15 protein-coding genes are annotated in these 19,470 nt (G+C 72.6%); 10 read left to right on the top strand and 5 right to left on the bottom strand.

Features of this window, described 5'->3' with window-relative positions; translation table 11 throughout:
• Positions 1–48: 48 nt before the first annotated feature.
• Positions 49–1,269 (top strand): glycoside hydrolase family 64 protein, encoded by a 1,221-nt coding sequence (locus ABZY33_RS03365; RefSeq protein ID WP_356489743.1) that lies wholly within the window; start codon positions 49–51, stop codon positions 1,267–1,269.
• A gap of 21 nt (positions 1,270–1,290) precedes the next feature.
• Here ABZY33_RS03365 and ABZY33_RS03370 read toward each other — a convergent pair whose 3' ends face one another.
• Both ABZY33_RS03370 and ABZY33_RS03375 read right to left on the bottom strand, forming a co-directional pair.
• On the bottom strand, positions 1,291–2,883 hold the full coding sequence (locus ABZY33_RS03370) for a GMC family oxidoreductase N-terminal domain-containing protein (protein WP_356489744.1): 1,593 nt from the start codon (positions 2,881–2,883) through the stop codon (positions 1,291–1,293).
• Positions 2,884–2,972: 89 nt separating this feature from the next.
• Positions 2,973–4,409: a cytosine permease gene (locus ABZY33_RS03375; RefSeq protein ID WP_356489745.1), complete on the bottom strand. Its 1,437-nt coding sequence runs from the start codon at positions 4,407–4,409 to the stop codon at positions 2,973–2,975.
• A gap of 79 nt (positions 4,410–4,488) precedes the next feature.
• Between ABZY33_RS03375 and ABZY33_RS03380 the strand changes: the two genes are divergently transcribed.
• A complete protein-coding gene (locus tag ABZY33_RS03380) occupies positions 4,489–5,118 on the top strand; it encodes a TetR family transcriptional regulator C-terminal domain-containing protein (protein ID WP_356489746.1) in 630 nt (209 codons plus the stop codon).
• 58 nt (positions 5,119–5,176) lie between these two features.
• Positions 5,177–6,799: an amidohydrolase gene (locus tag ABZY33_RS03385; RefSeq protein ID WP_356489747.1), complete on the top strand. Its 1,623-nt coding sequence runs from the start codon at positions 5,177–5,179 to the stop codon at positions 6,797–6,799.
• A gap of 14 nt (positions 6,800–6,813) precedes the next feature.
• Here the strand turns inward: ABZY33_RS03385 and ABZY33_RS03390 are convergent, their stop codons facing one another.
• On the bottom strand, positions 6,814–7,758 hold the full coding sequence (locus ABZY33_RS03390) for a multicopper oxidase domain-containing protein (RefSeq protein ID WP_356489787.1): 945 nt from the start codon (positions 7,756–7,758) through the stop codon (positions 6,814–6,816).
• Positions 7,759–8,104: 346 nt separating this feature from the next.
• Here ABZY33_RS03390 and ABZY33_RS03395 point away from each other — a divergent pair, with 346 nt between their 5' ends.
• Entirely contained in the window at positions 8,105–10,531 is a 2,427-nt protein-coding gene (locus tag ABZY33_RS03395; protein WP_356489788.1) for a ThuA domain-containing protein, read from the top strand.
• Positions 10,532–10,536: 5 nt separating this feature from the next.
• Positions 10,537–12,756 (top strand): family 16 glycoside hydrolase, encoded by a 2,220-nt coding sequence (locus tag ABZY33_RS03400; RefSeq protein WP_356489748.1) that lies wholly within the window; start codon positions 10,537–10,539, stop codon positions 12,754–12,756.
• Positions 12,757–12,806: 50 nt separating this feature from the next.
• Here the strand turns inward: ABZY33_RS03400 and ligD are convergent, their stop codons facing one another.
• Positions 12,807–13,838 (bottom strand): non-homologous end-joining DNA ligase, encoded by a 1,032-nt coding sequence (gene ligD / locus ABZY33_RS03405; protein WP_356489749.1) that lies wholly within the window; start codon positions 13,836–13,838, stop codon positions 12,807–12,809.
• Positions 13,839–13,911: 73 nt separating this feature from the next.
• Here ligD and ABZY33_RS03410 point away from each other — a divergent pair, with 73 nt between their 5' ends.
• On the top strand, positions 13,912–14,973 hold the full coding sequence (locus ABZY33_RS03410) for an ATP-dependent DNA ligase (protein ID WP_356489750.1): 1,062 nt from the start codon (positions 13,912–13,914) through the stop codon (positions 14,971–14,973).
• Between the two features lie 43 nt (positions 14,974–15,016).
• On the top strand, positions 15,017–15,949 hold the full coding sequence (locus ABZY33_RS03415) for a DUF3048 domain-containing protein (protein WP_356489751.1): 933 nt from the start codon (positions 15,017–15,019) through the stop codon (positions 15,947–15,949).
• 19 nt (positions 15,950–15,968) lie between these two features.
• On the opposite strand, the gene ABZY33_RS03420 is transcribed toward ABZY33_RS03415, so the two are convergent.
• Entirely contained in the window at positions 15,969–16,436 is a 468-nt protein-coding gene (locus ABZY33_RS03420; RefSeq protein ID WP_356489752.1) for a MarR family transcriptional regulator, read from the bottom strand.
• A 162-nt stretch (positions 16,437–16,598) separates the two neighbouring features.
• Between ABZY33_RS03420 and pcaH the strand changes: the two genes are divergently transcribed.
• Genes pcaH through pcaB form a run of 3 tightly spaced genes read left to right on the top strand, consistent with a single transcriptional unit; the run spans position 16,599 to position 19,291 of the window.
• Positions 16,599–17,372: a protocatechuate 3,4-dioxygenase subunit beta gene (gene pcaH / locus ABZY33_RS03425; RefSeq protein WP_356489753.1), complete on the top strand. Its 774-nt coding sequence runs from the start codon at positions 16,599–16,601 to the stop codon at positions 17,370–17,372.
• A gap of 6 nt (positions 17,373–17,378) precedes the next feature.
• Complete coding sequence (pcaG, locus tag ABZY33_RS03430) at positions 17,379–17,984, top strand: protocatechuate 3,4-dioxygenase subunit alpha (RefSeq protein ID WP_356489754.1); 606 nt, start codon at positions 17,379–17,381, stop codon at positions 17,982–17,984.
• On the top strand, positions 17,981–19,291 hold the full coding sequence (gene pcaB, locus ABZY33_RS03435; RefSeq protein ID WP_356489755.1) for a 3-carboxy-cis,cis-muconate cycloisomerase: 1,311 nt from the start codon (positions 17,981–17,983) through the stop codon (positions 19,289–19,291). Before pcaG ends, pcaB begins: the two co-directional genes overlap by 4 nt.
• The last annotated feature ends 179 nt before the right edge of the window (positions 19,292–19,470 follow it).

A 19,470-nucleotide genomic window follows, 5' to 3' on the forward strand; every position in this document is an offset into this window, starting at 1 on the left:
CCACAGTGGGGCTCCCCACACATCCCCCCACACTTCTGGAGAGCGATCGTGATATCGCGCAGGATGTTCCTCGCCGGCGCCGGAGCGAGTGTCGCCACCGCCGCCGCCTCCCTGTCCGTCCCGGCATGGACGGCCGGCGCCGCGCCCGCCACCTGTGAACTGGCCCTGCAGAACAAGTCGTTGCCCGGCACCGTCCGCGCCTACGTCACCGGCCACGAGCAGTCCTCGGGCAACTGGGTGCTGCTGCGCGCCGACGGCAGCCTCTACCGCCCCGCGTCCCCGAGCGCCCCTCAGACCCCGCTCCCCGTGGACTGCGCGATCCCGCTGAACGGCGCCGGCTCCGCGCCGAAAGTGCTGACACTGCCTCAGATGTACGGCGCCCGGATCTACTTCGTCCGCGACAATACGCTGGACTTCTTCCTGAACCCCGGCCCCGGCCTGGTGGAACCGGCCTTCGCCACGCCCACCGACGCCAACTACGGCAAGACCTGGTCGTTCTGCGAGTTCACCTTCAACTCCGCCCAGCTGTACGCCAACATCAGCTACGTCGACCTGGTGACGGCCCTGCCGATCGGGCTGAACCTGGAGGGCGACAGCACCCACACCGTCGCCCCGCTGCCGGACGGCGCCGTCGACCGGATCGCCGCGGACCTCACCGCGCAGGCCGCGAAGGACGGGCAGCCCTGGGACCAGCTCGTCATCCGGGGCGGCGACGGGAAGGTACTGCGGGTCATCTCGCCGCAGAACCTGATGGCGCCGTACTTCGACCGGCCCGACCAGATGCCGTTCCGCGACCTGTGGACCGGCTACATCGACCGGGTCTGGGAGAAGTACCGCTCGACCGACCTCAGCATCGATCTGCAGGGCGGGCGCGGGGTGTTCACCGGCCGGGTCAGCGGTGACACGCTCACCTTCAACGGCGGGCACACCTTCACCAAGCCGACGTCCAAGGACATCTTCACCTGCAACCACGGGCCGTTCACCAACAACCCGGCCGACTCCGACGACAAGAAGGGCCTGCTGGCCCGGCTCGCCGCCGGATTCAACCGCAGCATCATGCTCACCCACCCCCAGCAGCCGAACGGGGCGGGCTCAGGCGACTACTACCAGGACGCCACGACCAACCACTGGGCGCGCGTCGTGCACGCCAACTCGCCGATCGGGTACGCCTTCCCGTACGACGACGTGCGCCCGGACGGGCAGCCCGACGTGTCGGGCGCGGCCAACGACGGCAACCCGCGCCGCTTCACGGTGAGCGTCGGTTCCTGACCGGCCGGGGCGCGCCGCGCGTCAGCTCCGGGCGTCCTCGCGGATCAGCTCGACGGCCTTCTCCGCGAGGGCGACCGTCGGCGCGTGCGTGTGCCCGCGCGTGATGCGCGGCATGACGGAGGCGTCGACGACGCGCAGCGCCTCGGTGCCGCGCACGCGCAGCCGTTCATCGGTGACGGACCCCGCGTCGGTCCCCATCCGGCAGGTGCCGACGGGGTGGTAGAGCGTCTCGGCACGGGCCCGGATCGAGCGGGCGAGGACCGCGTCGTCGACGACGCCCGGATATCCGGCCAGCGGCCCCGCGTGCAGCGGGGCCAGCGCGTCGTCGGCGAGGAGTTCCTCGGCCCGGCGCACCCCCGCGACGAGCGTGCGCAGATCCTCCTCGTCGCTCAGGTAGCCGGGGTCGATGCGGGGGCGGGCGCCGGGCCCCGCCCCCGTCGGTGTGATGCGGCCGGTGCTGCGCGGCTGGAGGAGGACCACGCCGAGCGTGAGCCCGTGCTCGGCCGGCGGGGTCAGTCCGTGGTTCACGAACGGTACGGGCGCGTAGACCAGCTCGATGTCCGGGGCGGAGAGCCCGGGCCGGGTCGCGAGGAAGGCGACGGCCTCGCCGATGTTCGAGGTGAGCGGACCGCGGCCGCCCAGCAGGAAGCGGGCCAGGTTGGCGGGGGTGTCCGCGCCGGTCAGGGAGACGGGACGCGGGCAGCGGACGGTGACGGCGTAGGACAGGTGGTCCTGGAGGTGGCGGCCGACGTCGGGCGAGGCGACGCGGGTGTCGATGCCGGCGGCCGCGAGGGTCTCGGGGTCGCCGATGCCGGCCTGGTGCAGCAGCTGCGGCGAGCCGATGGCGCCCGCGGCGAGGATCACCTCCCGCGTGGCATGCAGCGTGCCGGCGGCCGTGCCGCCTGCGACGACGCCTGCGGCGCGGGTGCCGTCGAAGTCGAGGCGGGTGACGCGGGCGCCGGTGTGGATGTCGAGGTTGGGGCGGCGCGCGGCGGGCTTGAGGTAGCCGTCGGCGGCGCTCCAGCGCCGGCCCCGGCGCTGGTTGACCGGGGTGAGGGCGCAGCCGCTGTGGTCGGCCTGGTTCAGCTCCCGCAGTTCGTCCAGGCCGTGGGCCCGGCAGGCGGCGAGGAACGCGTGAGTGGTGGGGTTGGTGTGGCGCTGCGGCGCGATGTGCAGCGGGCCGAGCGTGCCGTGGACCGACCGCTCGGGTCGCGGCCCGTCCCACCGCTCGGCGCGCTGGAAGTACCGCACGAACGCGTCGTACGCCCACTCGGGTCCGGCGGCCGCGCCCCAGGCGTCGTAGTCGTCGCGGTGTCCGCGCACCCACATCATGGCGTTGAGCGAGGACGAGCCGCCGAGCATGTGCCCGCGTGGCCAGTACAACTCCCGGTCGTCCAGGGCGCCTTGTTTCTGCGTGGTGTAGTCCCAGTCGTAGGCCGTCCGGAACAGCTTGGGGAACGCGGCCGGTATCCGGATCTCCGGCCCCCGGTCGCGCGGCCCCGACTCGACGAGCGCGACCCGCACGGACGGGTCCTCGCTCAGCCGTCCGGCGAGCACGCATCCGGCGGACCCGGCCCCGACGATGACGTAGTCGTATGTACGGTCCTTGCTCAACTCGGCTCCCAGGGTGGCGGGTCGGCAGGTGTCCCCGATGGTCTACACCCGGCCCCGGCCCGCGCGCAGCACCGTGCGACGGGATCGCGTCAGCGCGGTGGGAGCGATGCGCGCCGCGTGGTGGCGGCGTAGCAGGCGCAGGCCACGGCCATGCCCACCGGCAGCGCCAGGTCCACTCCGCCGAGGGCCGTGGCGAGCGGTCCCGTGTAGAGCGTGTCGACGCACAGGGCGGAGGCGGCCGAGCCCGCCGCCAGCGCGGTGGCGCCGGACCAGTTGACGCCGCCGCGGAACCAGAAGGCGCTGCCGGGGCTCTCGTCGCCGAGGGCCCGGCCGTCGTAGCGGTTGCGGCGCAGGACGATGTCCGTCGCGTAGATCGCCATGCTGGGCCCGAGCAGGACGACGGTCAGTTGCAGGACGTTGTTGACGGTGTCGAGGAAGTTCGAGATCAGCAGGCCGTACAGCGTCAGTGCCACCGCGGCGGTGCCGTCGAACAGCACGCTCACGGAGCGGCGGATGCGCAGGCCGACCGCCTGGAGGGCGAGTCCCGCGCTGTAGGCGGTCAGCGCGTTGATGGCGACGGTGCCGAGCACGAGGGCCAGCAGGAAGACGGGGACGAACCAGGCGGGCAGCAGCGACTCCAGGGCGGACTGCGGGTCGGTCATGTCGACGGTGGTCGCCGCGAGCACGCCGAGGGCGCCCACGGCCACGCTGGGCAGGAAGCCGCCGAGCGCGGTCCAGCCGAGGACCGCCCGCGTGCGCACGGTGGGCGGCAGATAGCGAGAGAAGTCGGCGCTGGTGGTGTAGGAGAGCGGGCCGGCGGCGATGAGCGTGGTCCCGGCGAGGACCGTCGCCCACAGATCGGCGCCGCCCAGGTGGTGGGCCGGGGTGTAGGAGAAGTCGGCGTGGCGGACCACGGCGACGCCGACCAGCGCGAAGGCGGCCACGAGGGCGAGGGTGATCACCGGGTACAGCTTCACGATGACGGCGTGGCCGTAGACGCTGATGGTGAGCGTCAGCGCGGCGATGACGACGACCACGGCGACCTGCACGCCGGTGCCCGCCGGCACGCCCGCCTTCTCGACCAGGGAGAAGGCGGCCACGGCCGCGGCCGAGAGGTTCAGCGCGAAGTAGCAGACGGAGATCATCCAGCCGGTGACGGCGTTGTTGACGCGGTTGCCGAGCACGCCGTACAGGGCCCGGGTGATGACCTCGCTGGGGGCGCCGGCGGCCGGTCCGGACACGGCGAGCAGGCCGGTCAGCACCCAGAAGGCGTTGCCCACGACCAGCACGGCGAGGGCCTGCCCCAGGGTGAGACCCATCAGGACGAGGGCGCCGCCGACCACCAGGTTCAGGTAGTTGACGTTGGCCGCCGCCCAGACGGAGAACAAGTCGCGGGCCCGGCCGTGCCGTTCACCGTCGGGGATGTGGTCGATGCCGTGGGCCTCGATACGGCTGCCGGTGCGGCCCGAGGCGGGCACGGCGGCGCCCTCGGTGTCCGGGTACGGGTCGGGAAGCGTGGATGCCATCAGGCCCTCCGGGGTGCGGCCGGTTGTGTGCCGACCCGTCTGCTTGCTTATTGGTCGCACACTCAATAACGTGACGGGCATGTCGTCAAGGGCTCCAGGCAAGCGAATTCGAAAGTCTCCCGCGACCAGACGTGCGGAAATCGTTGCGAAGGCAGCAGATATTGCGCTTTCCGAAGGTCTGGAGGCCATCACGCTGCGCCGGATCGGCGAGGAGCTGGACGTGCGCCCCGGCCTCGTCAGCCACTACTTCCCCTCGGCGGAGGAGCTGGTCGCGGAGGCGTTCGGGACCGCGGCCACGGGCGAACTCGACGCGCTGCTCCCGGTCGCCGCGCCGCAGGGCCCGGCGACCGAGCGGCTGGCCGCCTTCCTCGCCCGGACCTCGGGCCCGGCCTGGAACGACATCAGCCGGCTGTGGATCAACGCCCGGCATCTGCGGCGGTACCGCCCCGCCCTGCGCGCCCGCCTCGTCGACCAGGAGACGGCGTGGCGCGGGCGGCTCGCCGGGCTCCTCGCGGACGGCGTGGCACGCGGCGAGTTCCGCACCCGCGAGGAACCCCCGGTCGTGGCCTCCCAGATCCTGGTCGTCCTGGACGGACTCGGGGCGGACGGCGGGGCCGGCGCGGACGAGCTGCCGCGGCCGGTCGCCCGGATGGCGGTCACCTGGGCGGAGCGTGAACTCGGGCTGGAGTACGGGGCGTTGGGGCCGTAGCGCCGCCGCCCCCGACATTCGCGCCGCCCGGCCCCTACTCCCCCAAGGCAGGAATCCCATGCACCCCGAGCTGATCCTTCTCAACGCCCGGCTGTTCGACCCGGCCGGCGGCGCGTTCCTGCGGCACACCGCGCTCGCCGCGACCGACGGCATGATCAGTGCCCTCGGTGACGACCAGGACATCCGCGCGCTCGCCGGACCCGGCACGCACATCCTCGACATCCAGGGCGCCGTCGTGACCCCGGGGCTCGTCGACGGCCACCTGCACCCGGTGCACGGCGCCGAACTGACCCACGGCATCGACCTCTCCGGCTGCACCGACCTGGCGGCCGTGCGGGACGCCCTGGCCGCCGGGGTACGGGAGGTGACGCGCGGGGAGTGGCTGCACGCGTGGGGGCTCGACCCGAACGTGTTCGGCGAGGGGCCGGTCGAGGCCGCCGCGCTCGCCCCTGTCCTCGACGGCGTCCCCGCGTTCATCCAGCTCTTCGACGCCCACTCGGCCCTGGCGAGCCCGCGTGCGCTGGAGCTGGCCGGCATCGAGGGGCCGCGCGCCTTCGACCAGTCGGCCGAGATCGTCTGTGACGCGCAGGGGCGGCCCACGGGCCTGTTGCTCGAAGAGGCGGCGTGCGAACTCGTGGAGCGTGCCGCCCCGCGGCCCACGCGTGCGGCGCGGCGGGAGCGGCTCGCGCAGGCGCTGCGCGGGATGGCCGCCGCGGGCCTCACCGGCGGCCACGCCATGGACGCCAACGGCGACAGTCTCGCGCTCTACGGCGAGCTCGACGCGGCCGGCGAGCTGCCGTTGCGGCTGCGCGTCGCCCCGTGGTGCCAGCCCGGCGCCGACGCCGACGCGCTGCGCGCGCTCATCGAACTCCAGGGCACCGGCGGCCGGTTGTGGCAGGTGGCCGGGGTGAAGCTGTTCATGGACGGCACCATCGACAACGGCACGGCGTGGCTGGAGCGGCCCGACTGCCACGGCGAGTCGACCCACGCGTTCTGGCCGGAACCGGCCGCGTACACGCGGGTCGTCGCCCACCTGCACCGCGCCGGGGTACAGACCGCGACCCACGCCATCGGCGACGCCGCCGTGCGGCACGTCCTCGACTCCGTCGAGCACGCCCTGGCCGGCGGCCCGGCCACCGTGCGCCATCGCGTCGAGCACATCGAGACGGTGCCCGACGACACGGTCCGGCGGTTCGCCGGGCTCGGTGTCGTCGCCTCGATGCAGCCCACGCACTGCACCGACTTCACCCGCGCCGACCACAGCGACAACTGGTCGCGGCGGCTGGGCGAGGAGCGGGCCGGGCGCGCCTGGCGCTGCCGCGACCTCCGGGACGCCGGGGCCCGTGTCGTGCTGGGCTCGGACTGGCCGATCGCGCCGTACGCGCCGCTCGGCGTGCTGGCCGGCGCCCGGCACCGGCGTCCCAGCCGCGATCTGTCGCTGCCGCCGCACGGCCCGGAGCAGGCGCTCGGTGGCCTGGAGGCGCTGCGGGCGATGACGGTCGACCCGGCGTACGCCGCCGGGGAGGAGCGGGTCGCCGGGCGGCTGGCCGCCGGGTTCCGGGCGGACCTGTCGGTCTTCGCCGAGAACCCGGCCGCCGTGGCGGCGACCGAACTGCCGCAGCTGCCCGTGCGGTTGACCGTGTCCGGCGGCCGAGTGACGCACCGGGCCGCCGACCTGTAGGGGCCGAGCCCGCGTCAGTGGTGCGGCTCGTCGTACGCCGGGATCGAGCCGTCCGCCTTCTTCACCAGGAACAGCCCTGCCATCCCCATGTCCGAGTGGCTCTGGACGTGGCAGTGGTACATCCACGCCCCGGCCCCGACGCCCTCGCCGGCGATGATCTGGAACCCGAACGAGTCCGCGGGGCCGCAGATCTTGTTGTCGAGGACCTGCGTCGGGTCGTCGGGGCCCGCGAGCATGCCCGTACGGTTGTCCGCCCAGCGGTGCCCGTGCATGTGGAACGTGTGGTAGTACTCCCCGTGCGTGATCATCACGATCTCCACGCGGTCGCCTACGGTCGCCTCGAAGGTCGGCGCCTCGTGCATGCCCTTGTTGTTGATGGTCATGTCGTTGAAGACGATGGTGAACGTCTTGCCGGGGTCGGGCAGGATGTCGCCCTTGCGGCGCACGATCACCGGGCCGTAGAGGCCCTTCCTGATGCCGCCCGTGCCGTGGTCCGTGCCGACGACGTGGTCGTGGTAGTGCCAGTAGCCCGCGGTTCCGGGGCGCCAGGTGCCGTCCTTGCGGCGGCCCGGCGCGTGGGTGCGCCAGGTGTAGGTGCGGCTGCCGCCGGGTTCGACGTGGCTGCGGTTCATCCGCGTACCGTCGCTGGAGATCTCGTAGTCCATGCCGTGCACGTGCAGGCTGGCGTCGACGTCGGTGAGGTTGTGGAACTCGATGTGCACCGTGTCGCCCTCGTTCAGCTCGATCAGCGGCCCGGGGATCGACGCCTTGCCCTTCTCGAAGCCGTAGCCGAGCTGACCGTCCGCGAGCTTCTCCGCGTACATCGTCAGGTGCCTCACCTCGCCGCCCGCGGGGGCGGTGCGGGGCGGGGTGTCGGCGCCGGCGGCCTCCGGGGCCGAGGCGGCGATCGACAACGATGTCACGCCGGCGGTCGCCGCCACCGCGCCGCCGATCAGCATGCGCCGGCTCAGCGCGCGCCGGTCCCGCTCGCTCGTCCGGTCCGGTCCGTCGCGCAGTTCACCGTGGTCCACCGTCACAACCAACTCCCCAACCTCGTCCGGGCGTTCACGTCGCGGTGAGCACGGTAGCCAGGTGATCTTCGTTTATCCACACTCAGGACAAAGTTTGTGGAATCGCGGTCATACCTATTGGCGAACCATGCAAAGAGGTCTAGTTTTCACCGCGCTGTGCTGCGTCCTATGAGGGGTGGGTGAACACATGCGGCGAACACCGCATCAAAAGCCGTTGCCCGTACGAGAGTTCAGAGCGAGCAGAAGCGGACGCGGGCGCCTGACGGCGGCCGGGATCGCCGCGGGTGCGCTGGCCGCCGGGCTGTTGAGCGGCCCCGCCGCCAGCGCGCACCCGGACCGGGAGCCGTCCGTGACAACGATGTCCATCACGTCACCGCCCGGCGGTGCCGCACCGCGGGTGCTGGTCTTCTACGGTTCGGCGGCCGGCGGTGACGAGGCGCCGACGGTGAACGCGGGCATCGAGGCGATCGAGAAGATCGGCGCGTCCGGCCCCGCGGACCAGCGGTTCACGATCACGGCGACCGATGACGCCGCCGTCTTCACGAACGCCAGGAAGCTGGGCCGGTTCAACTCCGTCGTCTTCCTGACCGGCGGCGGCGACGTCCTCGACGCCGACCAGGAAGCGGGCCTGGAGACGTACATGGAGGCGGGCGGCGGTTTCGTCGGCATCCATGACGCGGCGCGCGCCGAGCCGTACTCGGACTGGTTCACCGGCCTGATCGGGGCCCGGCCCGCCGGCTCGTCGCCCGCCGCCGTGCAGCGCGCGACCGTCGAGGTCGGCGACCGGCAGAACCCGGCGACGAAGGACCTGCCGGTGCAGTGGAAGCGGCCCGACCAGTGGCTGAACTGGGCGAAGAACCCGTCCGGCGAGGTGCACACGGTCGCCCGGGTCAACGAGTCCACGTACAAGCCGGGCGAGGGCGCGAACGGCGCCGACCACCCGGTCTCGTGGTGCCGGGACTACGACGGCGGCCGGTCCTTCTACACCGGCATGGGCGGCACGGTCGCCTCCTTCGACGAGGCCGACTTCCGCGACCACCTGCGCGGGGCGCTGCTGTGGACGTCACGGATCGTGCGCGCCGACTGCAAGGCCGCGATCGACGCCAACTACAAGGCGGAGCGCCTCACCCAGCCCAACCAGGCCGGGCAGAACGACCAGATCGGTGAGCCGCACGGGCTCGTCACCGCCCCCGACGGCCGCATCCTCTACATCGGCCGGGGCGGCGCGGACTCCTCGCAGCCCGTGGTCACCGACTGGAACGACCCGAACGTCGGCAAGGGCACCGGCCAGATCCACGTCTACGACCCGAAGACGAAGAAGGTGACGCTCGCCGGGGCGCTGACCGTCTTCGGCAACAAGGGCGGCGGCGACGAACTGGTCAAGGTCGAGGAAGGGTTGCTCGGGATCGAGCTGGACCCGGAGTTCGAGCAGAACGGGTGGGTGTACCTGCACTACACGCCGCACTCGGGGCTCGACCGCGACAAGCAGATGGCTCAGCGGCAGGTCTCGCGGTTCACGCTCGACCTGGCGACGAACAAGCTGGACCTCAGCAGCGAGAAGGTGCTGCTCAAGTGGCCGGTGCAGGTGCACAGTTGCTGCCACGCCGGTGGCGGGATGGCCTGGGACTCCAAGGGGAACCTGTACATCGCGACCGGTGACAACAACTCCTCGCAGTTCAGCGACGGTTACTCGGGCAACAACCCGCAGCCGAACTACAAGGGTGTCTCGTTCGCCGACGCGCGCCGCACGGCGGGCAACACCAACAACCTCAACGGCAAGATCCTGCGCATCCACCCCGAGGACGACGGGACGTACTCCCTGCCGGAGGGGAACCTCTTCACCGGCAAGGAGACCGCCGAGGGCGGCGGCAAGACCCGCGGCGAGATCTACGTGATGGGCGTGCGCAACCCGGCGCGCATCTCGGTCGACAAGAAGACCGACACGCTGTACGCGGGCTGGGTCGGCCCGGACGCCGGTGAGCCGTCGACGACGTGGGGGCCGGCCAAGTACGACCAGTTCGCCGTCATCACCAAGCCGAGCAACCGGGGCTGGCCGTACTGCATGGGCAACAAGCAGCCCTACCGCGACCGCAATCTGCCCGACCCGACGAAGCCGCTGGGCTGGTACGACTGCGACCACCCGAAGAACGAGTCGCCGAACAACGACGGTCTCGTCAACCTGCCGCCGGTCACCGGCAACAACATCTGGTACTCACCGCAGGGCGGCGCCCCGGACTATCCGCGCGACGCGAGCGGGGTCCCCTCGTACAAGCAGTCCGAGGCGAAGTACCTGCTGCCGTGGCTCAAGGGCGGTGGCCAGGCGGCCATGGACGGGCCCGTCTACCGCTACGACGCGTCGGTCCCGAACGCCGGCAAGTGGCCGAGCTACTGGGACGGCAAGTGGTTCGTCGGTGACTTCTACGACGACGGCCAGCCGCGCAACGCGGTCCTCACGGACCCGAAGACGCACGGCGACGGCTCGATCCCGGTCCACTCCGAGTCCCTGAAGAAGATCATCCCGGTCGGCAACGACGGCATCAAGAACCTCATGGACTGGAAGTTCGGTCCCGACGGCGCGCTGTACGTCCTCGACTACGGGCGCGGCTTCTTCACCTCCGACTCCAAGTCGGCGCTGTGGAAGGTCACCTACACCGGCGGCGAGGCCACCCCGGCCGCCGGCCAGCTGGTCGGGAAGGGTTGATGATCATGCGAAGCCATCCACAACCACCGCGCGCACACCGGCTGTTGACGGTGCTGCTCGCCGCCGTGCTGATGTGTCTCGGGCTCGGTGCGCTGCCCGCCGCCACGGCGGCGCCCGCGCCCGGCGCGGCGGCCGACCAGGTGCTGACCTGGACGGCCGGCGACGACATCACGAAGTACGGCTCGGCGCCGACGACGGCGGTGGCCGGCAAGGCGACGATCGTCTTCGAGAACAGCGCGGCGACCGGCAACACCACGGGCATGCCGCACACGCTGACGTTCGACGTGTCGGACCCCGAGTACAACAACGACGTGCCGCTGAACATCCTGGCCAACCCCAACGACGACCAGGGCGGCAAGCACACCGCCGAGGTCACCCTCTCCCCCGGCCGCTACCACTACCACTGCACCATCCCCGGCCACATCTCCATGCAGGGCGTCCTGGTGGTGACGGACGGGGGCGGCGGTGACGACACGACCGCGCCGGAGACCTCGGCGAAGGCGGAGGGGCAGACCGACGCCGACGGCGCGTTCGTCGGCTCGGCCGCCGTCTCGGTCACCGCGACCGACGCGGGCTCGGGCGTCGACAAGATCGAGTACGCCCTGGACGGCGGCGCGTACACGCCGTACACCGCCCCGGTCGTCGTCGACCAGGTCGGCGCGCACACCCTGACGTACAAGGCGACCGACAAGGCGGGCAACGCGGCGGCCGAGAAGTCCCTCGACTTCACGGTGGTCGCCCCGGACACCGACGACACGACGGCGCCGGAGACCTCGGCGACGGTCACCGGTGACAAGGACGCCTCCGGCGCGTACCTCGGCATGGCCACGGTGACGGTCTCCGCCTCGGACACCGGCTCCGGGGTCAACACGGTGGAGTACGCGCTCGGTGCCGACGGCGCCTGGCAGCCGTACACCGCGCCGGTCATGGTCCACGACCCGGGCAGCTACACGGTGCGCTACCGGGCCGCGGACAAGGCGGGCAACGCGGCGGCCGAGAAGTCCGTCGACTTCACGGTCGTGGCGCCGCCCGCCCAGGACACGACGGCGCCGACGGTGTCGCTCTCCGTCGCCGGGGACAAGAACTCCGACGGCGCGTACATCAACACCGCCAAGCTCACCGTGACCGCGGCGGACGACGACTCCGGCGTGGCGAAGATCGAGTACTCGCTCGACGGCGGCCCCTACCTCGCGTACACCGCCCCCGTGGTGGTGGACCGGGCGGGCGCGCACGCGGTGTCCTACCGGGCGAGCGACAAGGCGGGCAACACCTCGCAGGCGACGCAGTTCGTCTTCGCGGTCGCCTCGGGCGGCGGCGTCCCGGCGCCCAACTGCCCGGAGTTCGACGAGCGGTCCACGGTCTTCGTGGGCACGACGGACACCGGCATTCCGAACCGTGTCACCGACAACCGGTGCCGGATCGGCGAGTTGATCGAGGACGAGAAGGACTGGTCGTCGCACGCGCTGTTCGTCAAGCACGTGAAGACGGTCACCGACAAGCTCCTCAAGAACGGCGCGATCGACCAGCGCGAGTACAACAAGATCAACAAGGCGGCGAAGCAGTCCCCGATCGGTACGCCGGGCCAGACCGACGGTTACACCAAGATCCTGGACGGCACGCAGGAGCAGTTCGCGAAGTGGGAGCAGGTCGGCGGCGGCAAGTTCGAGCTGAACGCCGACGGGTCGATCACCAGCAGCACCACGGTGGACGGCATGGGCATGCTCTGGTTCCCGCAGCGCAAGTACGCGAACTACTCGCTCAAGCTCCAGTGGCGCGACGACGCCCCGGGCACGGGCAACGCCAACGGCGGTGTCTTCGTCCGCTTCCCGTGGGTGCACGGCAACCCCGAGGAGCCGAGGCCGGAGTGGGCGGCCATCAAGTACGGGCACGAGATCCAGGTGTTCGACAGCCCGAGCGGCGACATGTACAAGACCGGTTCGGTCTACGGCTTCGACCGGGTCGGCCTCGCGGGCGCGGGCGTCACCCAGAAGGGCACCTGGAACGAGTACGAGGTCAAGGTGGTGGACCAGCACTTCTCCGTCTACCGCAACGGTGTGCTGATCAACGAGTTCGACAACACCGGTGGCCAGGTCTTCGAGCCCCCTCGGGGCGACGACCCGGGCACGGACGGCCGGCGGTACTCCTCCGGCTATGTCGGGCTCCAGGTGCACAGCACCTCGGACGTCGTCTCGTACCGGGACGTGCGGGTGAAGGAACTGCCGTAGTACGTCCGTGAGTTCACGTCCGTGAGTTCACGTCCGTGAGCCGAGCCGGGTCAGGCCTGGTGTCTGGCCCGGCTCGGCTGTACGCGCTTGGGCTCACCGGGCATCTTCGGATATTCGGGCGGGTAGGGCAGATCGCCGTGGCCTCGGTCCCGCTCGTCCTGGTCGGCGAGTTCGAGGAGCGCCTCCAGGCTGTGGTGCTCGTCGTCCATCCCCGCGTGCAGGTCGCCGACCTCGGCGAACCGCTCTGGCATGGTGGTGATGTCGAAGTCGCGCGGCTCGGCGTCGCCCAGTTCGTCCCAGGTGAGCGGGGCGGAGACGGGCGCGTGCGGGCGGGCGCGGACCGAGTAGGCGGAGGCGATGGTGCGGTCGCGGGCCGTCTGGTTGTAGTCGACGAAGATCTTCTCGCCGCGCTGCTCCTTCCACCAGGCCGTGGTGACGGCGCCGGGCATCCGGCGCTCCAGCTCCCGGCCGACGGCGATGGCGGCGCGCCGCACCTGGGTGAAGGTCCAGCGCGGTTCGATGGGCACGAAGACGTGCAGGCCGCGGCCGCCCGAGGTCTTGGGCCAGCCGCGCAGCCCGCCGAACTCGTCGAGCACGGCTCGCAGTTCGCGAGCGGCGCGGACGGCGTCGGCGTAGTCCGTGCCGGGCTGCGGGTCGAGGTCGATGCGCAGTTCGTCCGGGTGGTCGAGGTCGCCGCGCCGCACCGGCCAGGGGTGGAAGGTGAGGGTGCCGTACTGGGCGGCCCAGAGCACGGCGCCGACCTCGGTGGGGCACATCTCGGCGGCGGTGCGCCCGGAGGGGAAGGCGATGGTGGCGGTCGGCGTCCAGTCGGGGAGGTTCTTGGGGGCCCGCTTCTGGTAGAAGGACTCGCCGGTGACGCCCTCGGGGTAGCGCTCCAGCGTGGTGGGGCGCTCGCGCAGCGCGCGCAGGATGCCGTCCCCCACGGACAGGAAGTACCGCGCCACGTCCAGCTTCGTGTACCCCGACGCCCCGCCTTCGGGGAAGTACACCTTCTCCGGGCTGGACAGACGCACGGTCCGCCCGCCCACTTCCAGCTCCACTGCCGCGCCCTTGCTGCCCATGGCCCCACGCTAGGCGGAAGGGACATACGGCGCATACCGGGCGATGAGCGGGCACAGGGGACAGAATCGGGACATGGATCTTCCCGTGATGCCGCCCGTCAAGCCGATGCTCGCCAAGTCCGCCGCCACGCTCCCCGCCGGGATGCACTACGAGGCGAAGTGGGACGGCTTCCGGGCGATCGTTTTTCGGGACGGTGCGGAGATCGAGTTGGCCAGCCGCGCCACCAAGTCGCTGACCAGGTACTTTCCCGAGCTGGTCGCGGCGCTCGCGGAGCGGCTGCCCGAGCGCTGCGTGCTGGACGGGGAGATCGTCGTCGCCCGGGACGGGCGGCTCGACTTCGACGCGCTCAGCGAGCGCATCCACCCGGCCGCCTCCCGGGTCCACACGCTCGCGGAGCGCACCCCCGCCTCCTTCGTCGCCTTCGACGTGCTGGCGCTCGGTGACGAGGCGCTCGTGGACGCGCCGATGACCGAGCGCAGGCGGCGCCTGGAGGAGGCGCTCGCGGACGTCACCGCGCCGGTCCACGTGGCGCCTGCGACGACCGACGACGAGCTGGCGGGGCGCTGGTTCGCGCAGTACGAGGGCGCGGGTCTGGACGGGGTCGTCGCCAAACCGCTCGACCTGCGCTACCGGCAGGACGAGCGGCTGATGATCAAGGTCAAGCACGAGCGGACGGCGGACTGCGTCGTCGCCGGGTACCGGCTCCACAAGAGCGGCCCGGTCGTCGGCTCGCTCCTGCTCGGCCTGTACGACGACGCGGGCACCTTGCAGCACGTCGGGGTCTGCGCCGCGTTCACGATGAAGCGGCGCGCCGAGCTGATCGCCGAGCTGGAGCCGCTGCGGATGGACTCGGCCGCGGACCACCCGTGGGCGGCGTGGACGGACGGCGCGGCGCACGAGGCGTCCCGGATGCCGGGCGCGCCGAGCCGCTGGACCGGCAAGAAGGACCTGTCGTGGGTGGCGCTGCGGCCGGATCTTGTGGCCGAGGTGGCCTACGACCACATGGAGAACGGGACGCGTTTTCGGCACACCGCCCGGTTCCGCCGCTGGCGCCCGGACCGGACCGCGACGAGCTGTACGTACGCGCAGCTGGAGGAACCGATGCGGTTCGACCTGGCGGACGTACTGCGCTGACCGGCCGGACGTGGGGCGGGCTCCGGGCGGGTATGCAGGGGTCATGGACACGAACGGGATGCGCAGGCGTGCTCTGGTCACCGGTGTGCTCGGCGCGGCCGTCGCGGCCTGCAAGCCGGTGGCGCCCCCGGACGCGAACGGCTCCGCCGCGCCGGATGGCACCCGGGTCCTCGCCGTGAAGATCGACAACGTCGGCGCCGCCCGGCCGCAGACCGGTCTGGAGGCCGCCGACATCGTCTACGCAGAACAGGTCGAGGGCGGGCTCAGCCGGCTGATGGCGGTCTTCGGCTCCCGGCTCCCCGACGTCGTCGGCCCGGTCCGCAGCGCGCGGGAGACCGACCTGGAGCTGCTGCGCCAGTTCGACCGGCCCACGCTCGCCTACTCCGGTGCGCAGAGCCTGCTGCGGCCGCTGATCGACGCGGCGCCGCTGCGCGCGGTGGCGCCCCCGGGCGAGAGCGGCGGGCCGTACTTCCGGGGCGGCGGCAAGCCCGCCCCGCACAACCTGTATCTGCGGCCCGCGCGGCTGGGGCGGCCGGTCTCGGGTACCGGCGCGGGGGCGGCGGCCGGTTTCCGGTTCGCCGCGGCGGGGCCGGCGGGCGGGCGGCCGCAGACGGCGCGGACGGTGCGCTTCCCCTCGGCCCGGTTCGGCTTCGCGTGGTCGGCGGCGCGGCGGCGCTGGCTGGTGAGCATGGACGGGCGCGCGGCCGTGACGGCGGGCGGCACCCGGCTCGCCGCCGCGACGGTCGTCGTGCAGTACGTGGATGTCCAGGCGTCCCGCTTCCACGACAAGCTGGGCAGTACCTCGCCGCTGTCGCGCACGGTCGGCTCGGGGCGGGCCGTGGTGCTGCGCGACGGGCGGGCCTACGACGCGACGTGGTCCCGTCCCGGCGCCGCCGGGGGCACGGCCTTCACCGCGGACGGGCGGCCGGTGCCGTTCGCGCCGGGGCAGGTGTGGGTGGTGTTCGCGAAGAAGTAGCCGGCTCGGCCGGCAGCTCTCAGGGCCGGGGGGCCGCGGCGGTCTCCGTGGGGTGGCGCAGCTCCTCCGCCGCGTCGGCGACCCGCTGGATCAGGCCGAAGAACAGCGCCTGTTCCTCGGCGCTCAGCGGAGCCAGGAAGAGCTGGTTCATCCGTGCGATGCGCACCGTCAGTCTCGTGTGCGTGCGCAGCCCGTCCGGGGTGAGCCGCAGCAGCCAGCGGCGCCCGTCGTCCGGGTCCCGCTCCTTGTCGACCAGAGCGCGCCGGGTGAGGCGGCTGACCACCTCGGCGATGGTGGACCGGTCGAGGCCGACCCGCTCGCCGACGGTCCGCTGGTCGAGGCCCGGCTCGGCCACCAGGGTGTTCAGGACCGCGAACTGCGGCGAGGTGATCTCCTCCGAGACCATCGTGTTCCACAGCAGGTAGTGCGCCTGCTGGAGTCGCCGGGCGAGGTGCCCGGGGTGGGTGGTCAGATCCACCGCGGCCATCAGGACCTCCGGTCCGTGCGGGTGCACTGAGCGATATCGGACCTGGCGATAGTACCCCTTGACTCCCTACTTTCCTGGTGGCAGCGTGTGGGACGCTCGCCACATACTCAGTGCGCTGAGTATTTTCCTGAGCGGAGCAATCCCTAGAGACGGGTCCTCGCCATGGCTCTCACCCAGCACGACATCGACGCGGAGATGGCCGCCGCGCGCGCCGCGTACGAGAAGCGGATCGCCGGCGGCGCGCCCGTCGAGCACCATCCGCGCCGCGACTACGCCCCCTACCGCTCGTCCGTCCTGCGCCACCCGAAACAGCCGCTGGTCGCCATCGACGTGGCGCGGGACCCCGAGCTGGTGGAGCTCGGCTCCCCCGCCTTCGGCGAACGGGACGTCACCGCGCTCGACGCCGATCTGACCCGGCAGCACGCGGGCGAGCCGATCGGTGAGCGGATCACCGTCTCGGGCCGCCTCCTCGACCGTGCCGGGCGCCCGGTCCGCGGCCAGCTCATCGAGGTCTGGCAGGCGAACGCGGCCGGCCGCTACGCCCACCGGCGCGAGCAGCACGCCGCCCCGCTCGACCCGCACTTCACCGGCGTGGGACGGGCGCTGACCGACGCCGAGGGCCGCTACCGCTTCACCACGATCCGGCCCGGGCCCTACCCGTGGGGCCAGCACGTCAACGCCTGGCGCCCGGCGCACATCCACTTCTCGGTGTTCGGCCCGGCCTTCACCCAGCGGCTCGTGACCCAGATGTACTTCCCCGCCGATCCGCTGTTCCCCTACGACCCGATCATCCAGTCCGTCACCGACGACTCCGCCCGCCGTCGCCTGGTCGCCACCTACGACCACAGCCTCTCCGTACCGGAGTTCTCGATGGGCTACCACTGGGACATCGTGCTCGACGGCCCGTCCGCCACATGGATAGAAGAGGGGCGCTGACCAGCCATGACGAAAATCGACACGGGCCGCCCCGAGAGCGTTCTGCCCACCCCCTCGCACACGGTCGGACCGTTCTACGGGTACGCGCTGCCCTTCCCCGGTGGCGGGGACGTCGCACCCGTCGGGCACCCGGACACCGTCACGGTGCACGGGTACGTGTACGACGGCGCGGGCGAGCCGGTCCCCGACGCGTTCCTCGAAGTGTGGGGCGCCGACCCCGGGGGCCGGTTGCCGCGGGTCGACGGCTCGATGCGGCGCGACCCGGCGAACGGCGGCCATCTGGGCCGCAACGGCGTGGAGTTCACCGGCTGGGGCCGCGTCCAGACCGACGCGGACGGCCACTGGTACGTGCGCACGCTGCGGCCCGGCGCGCGCGGTACGGGGGCGCCCTACCTGAGCGTCTGCGTCTTCGCGCGGGGCCTGCTCGTCCACCTCTTCACCCGGGTCTACCTGCCCGGCGACGACGCGGCGCTCGCCGCCGACCCGCTCCTCGCCCGGCTGCCGGACGCGCGGCGCGACACGCTGGTCGCACGGGCGGAGGCGGGCGGCACGTACCGTTTCGACCTCCGCCTTCAGGGCGAGGGCGAGACGGTCTTCCTGGAGTTCACGTGAGTCTGTTCGACCCCGGCAGCGAGGGTGCGGCCGCCGCGCGCACCACGTCCGAAGAGGCTTTTCTGCAAGCCCTGTTGGACGCGGAGGCGGGGCTGGCGCGGGCGCAGGCCGCGCTCGGCCTGGTGCCCGCCGGTGCGGCCGGGGCCGTGACGGCGGCCGCGGTGGCGGACTCCTTCGACCCGCGGGAGATCGCGCGGCGGGCCCGCGCCGGGGGCAACCCGGTGATCCCGCTGGTCGCCGACCTGACGGCGGCCGTCCCGGCGGAGTACGGCCCGTACGTCCACCGGGGCGCGACCAGTCAGGACATCCTCGACACGGCCCTGATGCTGGTGGCCGGGCGCACGCTGGACGTGACCCTGGACGAACTCGACCGCGTGGCTGGGGAGTTGACCCGGCTGGCCGCCGCCCACCGGGACACCGTGTTGCCCGGCCGCACGCTCACGCAGCACGCCGTACCGACGACCTTCGGTCTGAAAGCGGCCGGGTGGCGCGCCCTGGTCCTCGACGCCCGGGACCGGTTGCGGGCCGTGCGGGCGGGGTTGCCCGCGCAATTGGGCGGCGCGGCCGGGACGCTGGCGGCGTTCGCGGCGTACGGTGCGGACGATCCGCCGGCCCTGGTGGCGGCGTACGCCCGGGAACTCGGGCTGGCCGAGCCGTCGTTGCCCTGGCACGTGCTGCGCACCCCGGTGGCGGATCTGGCGGGAGCGCTGGCGTTCACGGCCGGTGCGCTCGGCAAGCTCGCCGTCGACGTGGCGACGCTCTCCCGGACGGAGATCGGCGAGGTGGCCGAGGGTGCCGGGGGCGGGTCGTCCGCGATGCCGCACAAGGCCAATCCGGTGCGGGCGACACTGATCGCGGCGGCGGCCCGCCGTGCGCCCGGGCTCGCCGCGACGCTGTACGGCGCGATGGCCGCGGAGGACGAGCGGCCCGCCGGGGCCTGGCACGCGGAATGGACCACGCTGCGGGAGCTGTTGCGACTCGTCGGCGGGGCGGTGCGGGACGCCGCGGAGCTGGCCGGCGGGCTTGTGGTGCGGGCCGACGTGATGCGGGAGCATCTGGCGCTGACCGGCGGGGGGATCGTCTCGGAGCGGCTGTCGGCGGAGCTGGCCGCGGTCCTCGGGCGGGCCCGGGCCCGGGAACTCCTCGGCGAGGCGACGCGCCGGGCCCGGGCGCAGGGCCGCACCCTGGCCGCCGTCCTCGCCGCCGAACCCGAGCTGTCCACCCTGGATCTGGCCGCTCTCACGGACCCCGAGCGGTACACGGGAGCGGCAGCCGCCCTCGTGGACCGGGCGCTGTCCCGACGCTGACGGGGCGTGTCCGCGCATGGCCTCCGGCCCGGGCGGGTGACCGGTCTAGGCCGGGGCTGTCCGCCCGGCACCGGGGTGGTCTTCGGCCCGTGCAGGGTGGCCGGTCTTGGCCGGAGCTGTCCGCCCGGCGCCGGGATCGCCTCAGGCCCGTGCAGGGTGGCCGGTACGTGCGGCCCGGT

The sequence above is a fragment of the Streptomyces sp. NPDC006552 genome, assembly GCF_040611655.1.
Lineage (GTDB): Bacteria > Actinomycetota > Actinomycetes > Streptomycetales > Streptomycetaceae > Streptomyces.